Genomic DNA, 10,034 nt, shown 5'->3' on the forward strand with positions numbered 1-10,034 from the left:
AAACGCACATGCTCATTCGCAGCGAGCGGCTGCTGCTGCGTGCCGCCGAGGACGCGGACGCAGCCTTCGTCACCGCGCTGTTCAACGCCGACGAGTCCGTGATCGCCTACGGACCGCACTTCCCCGTGTCCACCCGCGCCACGCTGGAGAAACTGCGTGCGTCCCGTTCCGTGTCGCTGCTCGCCCAGCGGCTGGAGGACGAGGCGCCGGTCGGCTTCGTCCGCTTCTGGCTCTCCTGGGGCGACACCGTCATGAATGTCGACGACGTGATCTTCTCGGCGCAGTACCAGGGCGCCGGTTACGGCCGCGAGGCACTGGGAGCGCTGCTGGACCACTTCTTCCGCCAGTGGGGCGGGCGGCGCGTCGAACTGCAGGTGCGCTCCCACAACGAGCGCGCGGTGCGCACGTACAAGTGTCTCGGATTCGTCGAAGAGGGACGCCGACGGCAGGTCGTGCCGCCCGGCTGGGGCGCCGGCACCGACCCCGACTACCTGCTCATGGGCCTGTTGGCCGACGAGTACGTACCGCCCGAGCCACGGGAAGGAGACAGCCATGAACGCCACGGACACTGACCCGGGCGACTTGCACGCCGACGGCGTCGGCACCCTGCTGTCCGCGTCGGACGCGCGGGTCATGGCCCACCTGGCCGGTGCGCTGGTGAACCGGGGGAGCACCCGGCGAGGACGTCTCGTCGTCGAGCGCGGCCCGGCACAGCCGCTGTGCCTGGCGTTCGACATACGCTCCGACGACGTCGCCGTACGCCGGGCCGATCCCGGCGAGCCGGTACCGTCCGACACCCTGTGCATCCGGCTCGACGCGCCTGTGGCCCGGTCCATCGCCGCCGGGGAGACGCTCATGGAGGACGCGCTGAGCACCGGCCGGCTGGAATTGGCCCATCTGCTGCCCGAGGACCACCGGCTCAGTGCCCTGGTCGAGGAACTCCTCACCCGGACGGTGGTGCCGCTGCTGGACGCCGACGAGCCGGACGCGCCGCACCCGCTCGTCGGCTGGGGCCGGCGAGCGGGCGAGGACACGGGCGTGGACCGCGACAGCGCGACCCGCGTCCTGGAGTGGGCGGTGGGCCGGGAATTGGTGCCGGAGCTGCCCGAGGCCGAGGCCGGGCACCACATCACCCGGTTCACCATGTACCAACGGATCCGGCAGTTCTTCACCACGGGTGACCGCACCGGACGGGTGCTCGAGGTCAGCGGCTCGGGCGGTGCCATCGTCCAGATGTTCCCGGCGGAGCGGACCGAGGTGGTCAGCACCGGGTACCCCGAGGTCGACGCCACCGCCCTGTCGTTCGCCGACGCGGAGTTCGACCATGTGGTCTGCGACCAGGTGGTCGAGCACCTGCCCGATCCCCGGCGGGCGGTGCAGGAGTGCCGTCGCGTGCTGCGTCCGGGCGGCTGGCTGCTCCTGGCCACATGCTTCATGGACCCGGTCCACACCCGTCCCGACTGCGTCGACGACTACTGGCGTTTCACCCCGCAGGGACTGCGTGAACTGGTCAAGGACTTCAGCCGCGTCTACCAGTGCGAGGGGTGGGGCAACCGCGAGGCGCTGGCGGTCGTGCTGTTCGGGGGGCTGATGAAGTACGTCCCGGTGCGCGGCAACTCGTTCCTGGAACGGGTCGCGAGCTACAACGACCCCACGCTGCCCCTGTCGGTCTGGGTGATAGCGCAGGCCTGACGGCAGGGCACGCCCTCGTGATCCACCACCCCCACCACTCCACCAGCACAGGTCCACAGGAAGGGAGTGAGCTCATTGCGGATCGTCGCCTTCGCCTGGAACCACGAGGGCCTGGGACACGTCAGCAGGCTCGCCGCGATCACCGGTGAACTGACCCGCCGGCTCCCCGGAAGTTCCGCGCTGTTCTTCGTGGAGCAGCCGTACGACATCCTGGAGGAGGCAGGCATCACCCAGATCCCCGTGCCGGTACCGAACTCGACGTTCGCCGGGGACATCACCAGAGTCCACGACGGCGACGGAGACCTCGCGGTGACCGTCGAGGCGTTACGGCCCTTCATCGCGAACGTGCTCGGCCGGGTGAACCCCGTCGTGGCACTGCACGACAGCGTCATCTGGCGCCCGCTGTACGACGTGTGCCTGTCCGCCGGGATTCCGCAGACGCTGGTGCTGCGCGAACGTGTGCGGCTCGCCGACTACCTCGCCTCCATCTCCGGGGAACTCGCGCGGTTCGCGGGCATCGTCGTGCCGCACGCGCCCGCCGACCACCTCGTCGAGGCGCTCGCCGCCCACGGGGACCGGGTCGCCTTCACCGGCCCGGTCGTCCGGGAGCGCCGGCCTCCGCGGCAGCGCTGGTGGCGCGCGGCGGGGGAGGCCGGCGGCCGTCGGCTCGTGGTGATCTCGGCGGGCGGCGGAGGCTACGACGACGTCGCCGACTACCTGTCGGCGATGATCGAGGCCTGCTGCGGCATCGAGGAACCCCTGCACGTGGTCGCCGTGACCGGACCGCTGTTCCGCGGCCGGCTGCACGTGCCGCCCGGCTTTCCGCACCGGGTCACCGCGCTGCCCTACGAACCGGACCTGTCCCACCTCTTCGCGGACGCGGACGCCGCCGTCACCCAGGCCGGGTACAACACCATCAACGAGCTGCGCATGCTGGGGGTGCCCGCCGTGCTGGTGCCCAGCCCCCGGGGCTACGACGACCAGTTCCAGCGGGCCGCGGCCGAGGCGGGCGACCGGCTCTTCGTGGGCAAGCCGGTGGCCGAGGACGTCGCACGGGCCCTGCGCAGTGCGCTGGCGCTGCCACCGCGCCCCCGGCCCGAAGAGGGCGGCGGCTCACCGCTGTTCGAGGCCGGCGGTGGGGCGGCCGCGGCCGCCGAGGCCATCCTGCGCCGGTGCCCCGGTCTGCGTACCGAGGGAGGGTGACAGGTGCCCCGGTATCTCCCCGAGCACGACCCGGACTTCCTGGCGGATCCCTATCCGCACTACGACCTGATCCGCGGGGAGGGAGCGGCCGTCTGGGACGATGAGCGGTCCCTCTGGCTGGTGACGCACCAGCGCGTCACCGCCAAACTGCTGGCGACGAAGCGGTGCGGCAAGGATCCCAGGTACGGCGAGGCCTCCCACGTCGACAGCGACAGTCCACTGCTGCGGCTGAAGTCGCTGTGGATCCTGCTGCGCGACGGCGCCTACCACCGGCGGCTGCGCGACATCATGGCGTCCAGCCTGTCCCGGAACGGTGTCCTGGCGCTGCGGAAGGCAGTGCAGGACCGGACGCGCGAACTGACCGCCGGCCTCGCCCCAGGAGCCCCGTTCGACGCCGCCCGCGAGCTGGCACCGGGGCTGCCCTTCGACGTCGTCGTACGCCTGCTCGGCCTGACGGACCATCCGCAGGGCACCCTGCGCGAGTGGTCCCGCGCCTTGTTCGCGACGCTGGAACCGGGCATGAACCGGCCGACGTGGGAGCGCGGTGAAGAGGCGGCCGAAAAGCTGTCCGTGCTCCTCACCGCACTGCTGACCTCCAGCGACGGCGCCGCCCGGAGCGAGGCGCTGCTGCTGCGGGACGTGCGCGAGGCCTACCGCGCGGGGCACATCACCCTGAAGGAGGGCGTCTCCTCACTGAGCCTGATGTTCATCGCCGGCCATGAGACCACGACCCAGATGATCGGCAACGTCATCAACGCGCTCGCCGTGAACCAGGCCGATCTCGGCGAAACCGACGCCCTCCTGAGCTCCAACCCCCACGCCGTCAACGAGTTCTGGCGCTACGACGGCGCCGTGCAGAACACCCTGCGGCTGGCCCGGCAGGACCTGGACGTCGCAGGGCGCCGGATCGCCGAGGGCGACCGGATCCTGTTCCTGCTCGGCGCGGCCAACCGGGATCCGGCGTTCCAGCAGAACCCGGACCGACTCGACCTCACCCGGAACACGACCGCGCACCTGGGATTCGGCGGCGGGCCGCACTACTGCCTGGGCGCCGCCCTCGCACAACTGGAGATCGCCGAAGTCGTCCACCGGCTCGCCCGGATCGGCACCCGGGTGGAGATCGTCGGGCAGCGCGACTGGAACCCTTCCATCACCTTCCGGGGCCCGCTCTCGCTGCCGGTGGTCGTCAGCCGATGAGTGTGGTCCAGCAACGAGAGGACGCCGAGATCAGCAGGGCACGCCTGGGCTGCCTGCTCCTCGGCCAGGGCGCCTCGCTCCTGGGCAACCAGGCGACGGCGTTCGTCTTCAGCGTCTGGGTGCTGGGTCGTACGCAGGGCGTCGGCACGTGGTCGCTCATTCTGTTCTGCGGATACGCGGCGGGCGCCGCGGCGAGCTTCCTCACCGGCCCGGTGCTGCGCAGGCTCGGCAGTCGCACGCTCATGCTGGCCGCGTGCGCGGGCGGCGCGACGGCGTCGTTGGCTCTCCTCGTGCTGCACATGACCGGCGTGCTGGAGCCATGGATGCTGGTGTTCACCAACACGCTGGCCGGTAGCACCATCGGCGTGCAGGACCCGGCGTTCATCCGGTTGCTGCTGCGCCTCGGCGGCGATGGCACGGCCACCCGTCTGCAGGGGGTCGCCCAGTCCCTGAACGCCCTGGCGTTCGCGGCGGCTCCGGGCCTCGCCGCCGTTCTGTACGAGAGCGTCGGCATGGGTGTCGTCCTCTGCTTCGACCTGGTGAGTTTCGCCGTCCTCGCGCTTGCCGTCGCGACCACCGCGCAGGCCCCGGCCGGATCGGCGGCCGAGGCGTCCGCATCCGGGACGACGGGCAAGCAGATCGGCTACCGGGCCCTGCTCCGGTACCCCGGCTACCGCCGGATCGTCGTCGTGCTCACGCTGGCCAACTTCTTTCTGGGCGTGCGGCAGAACCTGCGCGCACCCATCATTCTGGGCTTGTCGCACGACGGCACACGCGTGCTCGCCGCGGTTCTCACCGCGGGCGCGGTGGCCAGTGTCGGCGGCGGCCTCGCACTGTCGCTGATGAGGAGACAGGTGCCGGAGGTGCTGGGGCTGGCCGGCGCGGTGGTCGTGTCCGGGATCGCGGGACAGGCGCTGTTCGGGTGGGGACGCGCACCGCTGCTCTGGATCGTCGCCGGCATCATCGTGAGCGCCTTGTCCCCGGTCATCATGTCCGTGGGCTACACCCTGTCCGTCACTAGCCTGCCCGAGCCGTTGAGATCCCACGGTGTCGCCTTCGCCCGGGGGTGCGTCGCGCTCGCCCTGCCCGCCGCCATCGGCCTCGCCGGGCCCGCGACGGCGTTGTTCACGAGGGCCGGCTCTGCCACCGGACCGCAGGAGACGGCTCTGGCCTCGGCCCGGGTGATGGTGGCGAGCGGCCTGCTCACCGCCGTGGTCGGCGCGCTGGCCTTCCTCGCCGCCCGCAGATCCGCCCGCCGGCCGACGCCCACCGCCTCCGCCGAGTCGCCGAGCCGGACCGACTGATGGGCAGGAGCAAGGGCGGCGAGAGATGGGGAAGGCCGGCGGCGAGGTGACGGGCCGGTCGGCGAGTCCTCCCCCGCGGGGTTCTCGCTGCTGCCGGCCACGCGCCGGTGTCATGGGAGCAGGCCCGAGGACGGTGTTCAGCGGGTTTTGAAGGACTTGCGCAGAGCCGCCCGGTCCTGCCACGAGTCGGCCGCCGGGCCCTTGGTCATGTCGGCGAAGAAGCTGTCGTGGCGGACGAAGAACGCGGCTCGTTCCTCCTCGGTCATGGACGCGACGTCGGCCATTCCTTCGAAGTAGCCCTCCCGTGCGGCGCCGGGGGCAAAGAGCATGAGGAACTCGGCCGGCTCCCCGGAGATGTTGCCGAAGGAGTGCACTCCGCCGGGCGGGATGTAGAGGTAGTCGCCGCGGGAGGCGTCGAACCAGCGCTCGCCGTCGAAGATGTGAATCTCACCGGAGAGGACGTAGAACGACTCGGACATCGTCTTGTGGAAGTGCGGGCTGGTGCCACCGATCTGGCCCGTGAGCCGGTTCTGGTAGAGCCCGTACAGGCCGTTCGTGGTGAGCCGGGTCGACAGGTAGTGGAACGTCGCCCCGTTCGGCGCGACGTAGTCGGGCGGTGTATCTGCCGGGCGGAAGCTGGCGTTGACCTCGCCCTCGTCCCGGTCGTAGAGGATCTCGGGGTAGTCGGGCGACAGGAACGACATGGCTACTCCTCGTGGACGTCGGAGGTCGGGTGGGCGGCTCCCACCCTCCCGCCGCGGCCAAGCGGCGATCAATGACGACACCGGTAACGTTCTCTTCACCAGAGGTGAAGAATGACGGGGGCCTGGCGAGTGGACATGCGGGACATCGAGATCTTCTTGACGCTCGCTCAGGAGCTGCACTTCGGCCGTACCGCCGAGCGGTTGCACGTCTCCCCGGCCAAGGTCACCCAGTCGATCAAGAAGCAGGAGCGCCGGATCGGAGCCCTGCTGTTCGACCGCACCACCCGCGCGGTCCGGCTGACCCCGGCCGGGCAGCAGCTGTACCGGGAGCTCGACGCCGGCTACCGGCAGATCATGGACGGGATCGAAACCGTCTCGGCCACCGCGCGAGGGATCTCCGGGATGCTGACACTGGGCTGTATGGGCCCGCACCCCTGGGCGATGGCCGACGCGATCGAGCTGTTCCGTACCCGGCACCCGGGCGCCGAGGTGCGGATCCGTGAGATCCAGCCGCCGGCTCCCCTGGATGCCGTCCGCGCCGGTGATGTGGACGTCGCCCTGGTGTGGTTGCCCGTCGACGGGACCGATCTCACCGTAGGCCCGCTGATCCACACCGCTCCCGTGTTGCTGATGCTCTCCGCCGAACACCCCTTCGCGGGCCGCCGGTCGGTGGGCCTGGAGGACCTCGGGGACTGCGTGTTCGTCAGCGGGCAGTCGATCTCCGAAACCATGGATGCGGCCTTCAACCCGCTGCGGACCCCTTCCGGCCGGCCCGTCCGGCGCGGGCCGCGGGCCGCCACCTGGCACGAAATCCTCCACCTGGTCGCTTCGGGCCGCGGGGTCGCGGGGGTATCCGCCGAGGCGGCCGACTTCTACCCGTGGCCGAGCCTGGCGTTCGTCCCGGTCCGGGACGCCCCGGCCTGCCGGTGGGCGCTGGTGTGGCGCACGGTCGCCGAGACACCGCTGATCGCCGCGTTCGCCCGAGCCGCGGCCGACGCCGTCTCCGCCCGCGCCGACGTCTCTGCGTGACGGGCACGACGCGGCGGCGAGCGATCTGTCCCTTGGAGCGAGCCGGCCGATCCACCAGCCCGCCACCGAGCCGCTGCCACAGACCCCGCGCCTCGAACGCCGCGGGGTTGGACAGGCCACTGGACGGGCGGGCCCCAGGCCGAGGCGTCGGCGGGACGGACTTGTGGAACCGGCCCTCGGCACCGCACTGTTGGCCGGTATTCGTTCATACGGTCAGGAGTCCCGGCTTGTCCTCCCACACCCCCGCGCCCGCCCACGTCGTCGACCCTGTCGGCGGCTGCCCGCACGCCCTGAACGCCGAACTGCGGGCCCGGGGGCCCGTTGCGGACATCGTGCTGCCCGGTGGGGTGCCCGCAGCAGTCGTCCTGGGGCACGACGCGCTCAAGGAGTTCCTCTCCCACCCCGACGTGGCGAAGGACGCCCGCCACTGCCCGGCCCTGAACGACGGCACGATCCCTGCGGACTGGCCGCTGCGGGTCTTCGCCAACGCCCAGGGCATGCACACCGCCGACGGCGCCGACCACCGCCGGCTGCGCTCCCTCGTCGGCAACGCCTTCACAGCCCGCCAGGTGGAGCGGCTGCGGCCGCGCATCGAGGAGCTGACCGTCGGCCTCCTCGACGACCTCGGCCGGGCCGCCGCCGAGGACCCGGACGGCATCGCGGACCTGCGCACCCACTTCGCGCTCCCGCTCCCGATGAGCGTCATCTGCGAGCTGCTCGGCGTGGACCCCGAGCACCGCGGCCGGCTGCACGACCTCACCTACACGGTGGTCATCGCCACCGACACCACCCCGGCCGAGGTGATGGCCGCCGTACGCGAGCTCGTCGAGCTGCTTGGCACGATCGCGGCCGCCCGCCGGGCCGCCCCCGGCGACGACCTGACCAGCGCCCTGATAGCCGCCCGCGAGGACGACGGCGACCGGCTCAGCGAGGCCGAACTCATCGGCACCATGCGCCTGATGCTGGTGGCCGGCCACGAGACCACCCTCAACCTGATCAGCAATGCCGTACGGGCACTGTGCACCCACCGTGACCAGCTGGCACTGGTCCTGGAGGGCAAGGCCACCTGGTCGGACGTGGTGGACGAGACGCTGCGCTGGGACGGCCCGGTCAGCTGGTTCCCCTTCCGCTACCCCACTCGCGACCTCTCCCTCGGCGGCACCGTGATCCGGCAGGGCACCCCGGTCCTCGCCGGCTACACCGCCGCAGGGCGCGACGAGGCCTTCCACGGCCCGGACGCGGACCGCTTCGACGTCACCCGGCCCGGCGCGGCCCGGCACCTGTCCTTCGGCCAGGGCGTGCACTACTGCGTGGGCGCTCCGCTTGCCCGTCTTGAGGCAACGATCGCCCTGGAACGGCTCTTCACCCGCTTTCCGGACCTCGACCTCGCAGTCCCCGAGGCCGAACTGCCCCGCCAGCGCAGCTTCATCGGCAACAGTGTCGAAGCGCTCCCGGTACGCCCGGTGTGCCCGATCCGGCGCTGAGGCGCGTTTCCCGCTGATCCCTCCTGCGCGGCGATGGCCTGGAGCAGCTCGACGCCGGCCTTCCGCGCCTGCCCTATGCGGTGCCGCGGGGGCGCAACAGACCGATGCGCGCCGCCGGCCTCCCTGTCGCATGTCATCGAGGCCGGAACCGGCGCGCCAGGAGCCGGCGGTGGCGGCGTTGCGTCGCGTCTCCGCGAGGTGAACGTCGAAGTCCCGGGTACGCCTCGAACCACCCGGCAAGACTTTCCAGTCACTCACGCCACTCGGGGCACCCGCCGGGCGGGACCGAGTGACCGCACCACCTGCGGCGCCGAGGCCCTGCGGATTTCCGCAGGACCGCGATGCGAGACACGTGCGGGAGTCTGAACAACGCCGAGATGCTGAAGACCCCTTGGTCTCGGGTCGCCTCATACGACCGACTATACAGCACGCGTATACATCATGTGTATAGTGCGGCTCATGGCTACCGCAACCGTGTTCCGTCGCGACACCCCCGTCGCCGCTCTCACCGCGACCGCGGCCTTCGGGCTGCTGCTCGGCTGGGTAACCTACGCGCTGCACGGAACGACACCCCTGGTGGAGCGGGCCACCAACTCGGCGTCCACCTGGATCATCTGGACGGCTGCGGCCGGTGCACTGATCCGTACCCGACCGCTCGCGGCCTGGGGCGGGGCGTTGATGATGCTCGCCACCTGCGGCGCCTACTACGCCGCATCCGCGCTCGGGGGCACGTTCGGGGCCGGAGGACTCGAAACCGCTGCCGTTTGGTCGGTGGCGGGGCTGGTCGGAGGACCGCTGCTGGGCTGGGCCGGGTGGACGGTACGGCGTGGGCGGGGGGACGTGCGGGCGGTGGCCGGGGCGGTCATCGCGATGGTGGTGATGGGGGAGGGGCTCTGGCTGGGTCTGGGGCTGCACTACTGGGGAGACGCGGTCGTCTTCCTGGCCGTCGGCGCACTGCTCACCACTCTCCTGACCGTCTACCTGGCGCGCACCGGGGCGCCCCGCTCCTGGCTGTGCGCCGTCCTCACTCCCGTGTGCGGCTTCGGCTACTACCTCGCCGAGCAAGGCATCCTCAACCGGCTGCTCTGATCCGGTCGTGACGGGCGAGCTCGGCCATGGAAGCCGGCGGGAACGCGGCCAGGGTCCTGGCCGCAGCGGTGCGCTACCCCATCACCTCGTGGGCCGTGTCGACAAACGCCGACCGGCTGCCCTCGCCGCCGAACGACCCAACACGCTCCGGAGCAGACCCGGCAGGAAGGCCCAACGAAGTCCTGTGGGGCACCGCAACACCCGTATGAGGCAGGGCGTGGGGGGGGGGGGGGGGGGCGAGAAGGGGTGCCTTCCTCCCCCACCCCGTTCTTTCCCCCCCCCCCCTCCGGGGGGTGGGACACGCCGGGCCCCTCCACCAACACGAAGAGGAC

At 71.5% G+C, this 10,034-nt stretch carries 9 protein-coding genes; 8 read left to right on the top strand and 1 reads right to left on the bottom strand.

The window, feature by feature from the left end; all coding sequences use genetic code 11:
• Nucleotides 1–8: 8 nt before the first annotated feature.
• The 5 genes from ACZ41I_RS14855 to ACZ41I_RS14875 all read left to right on the top strand — a co-directional run bounded on the left by ACZ41I_RS14855 (nt 9) and on the right by ACZ41I_RS14875 (nt 5,396).
• Nucleotides 9–572 carry a GNAT family N-acetyltransferase gene (locus ACZ41I_RS14855; protein ID WP_363219182.1) on the top strand — a complete coding sequence of 188 codons (564 nt, stop codon included), beginning with the start codon at nt 9–11 and terminating at the stop codon, nt 570–572.
• Nucleotides 553–1,692, top strand: coding sequence for a class I SAM-dependent methyltransferase (locus tag ACZ41I_RS14860; protein ID WP_468514262.1), 1,140 nt, complete (start codon nt 553–555; stop codon nt 1,690–1,692). The genes ACZ41I_RS14855 and ACZ41I_RS14860 overlap by 20 nt, the downstream gene beginning before the upstream one ends.
• Before the next feature lie 66 nt (nt 1,693–1,758).
• The gene (locus tag ACZ41I_RS14865; RefSeq protein ID WP_468514263.1) at nt 1,759–2,895 is read left to right on the top strand and encodes a glycosyltransferase; all 1,137 of its coding nucleotides are present in this window, start codon (nt 1,759–1,761) and stop codon (nt 2,893–2,895) included.
• A gap of 3 nt (nt 2,896–2,898) precedes the next feature.
• The gene (locus tag ACZ41I_RS14870; protein WP_468323330.1) at nt 2,899–4,092 is read left to right on the top strand and encodes a cytochrome P450; all 1,194 of its coding nucleotides are present in this window, start codon (nt 2,899–2,901) and stop codon (nt 4,090–4,092) included.
• Between the two features lie 2 nt (nt 4,093–4,094).
• Nucleotides 4,095–5,396: an MFS transporter gene (locus ACZ41I_RS14875; RefSeq protein WP_468514264.1), complete on the top strand. Its 1,302-nt coding sequence runs from the start codon at nt 4,095–4,097 to the stop codon at nt 5,394–5,396.
• A 137-nt stretch (nt 5,397–5,533) separates the two neighbouring features.
• Here the strand turns inward: ACZ41I_RS14875 and ACZ41I_RS14880 are convergent, their stop codons facing one another.
• Nucleotides 5,534–6,100, bottom strand: coding sequence for a cupin domain-containing protein (locus ACZ41I_RS14880; RefSeq protein WP_363220369.1), 567 nt, complete (start codon nt 6,098–6,100; stop codon nt 5,534–5,536).
• A gap of 111 nt (nt 6,101–6,211) precedes the next feature.
• Between ACZ41I_RS14880 and ACZ41I_RS14885 the strand changes: the two genes are divergently transcribed.
• The 3 genes from ACZ41I_RS14885 to ACZ41I_RS14895 all read left to right on the top strand — a co-directional run bounded on the left by ACZ41I_RS14885 (nt 6,212) and on the right by ACZ41I_RS14895 (nt 9,702).
• Nucleotides 6,212–7,129 carry a LysR family transcriptional regulator gene (locus ACZ41I_RS14885; RefSeq protein ID WP_363220368.1) on the top strand — a complete coding sequence of 306 codons (918 nt, stop codon included), beginning with the start codon at nt 6,212–6,214 and terminating at the stop codon, nt 7,127–7,129.
• Between the two features lie 227 nt (nt 7,130–7,356).
• Nucleotides 7,357–8,613 (top strand): cytochrome P450 family protein, encoded by a 1,257-nt coding sequence (locus ACZ41I_RS14890; RefSeq protein ID WP_468514265.1) that lies wholly within the window; start codon nt 7,357–7,359, stop codon nt 8,611–8,613.
• Between the two features lie 459 nt (nt 8,614–9,072).
• Nucleotides 9,073–9,702: a DUF6518 family protein gene (locus ACZ41I_RS14895; RefSeq protein WP_468514266.1), complete on the top strand. Its 630-nt coding sequence runs from the start codon at nt 9,073–9,075 to the stop codon at nt 9,700–9,702.
• Nucleotides 9,703–10,034 lie beyond the last annotated feature (332 nt).

Source organism: Streptomyces sp. NPDC030799, from assembly GCF_055572255.1.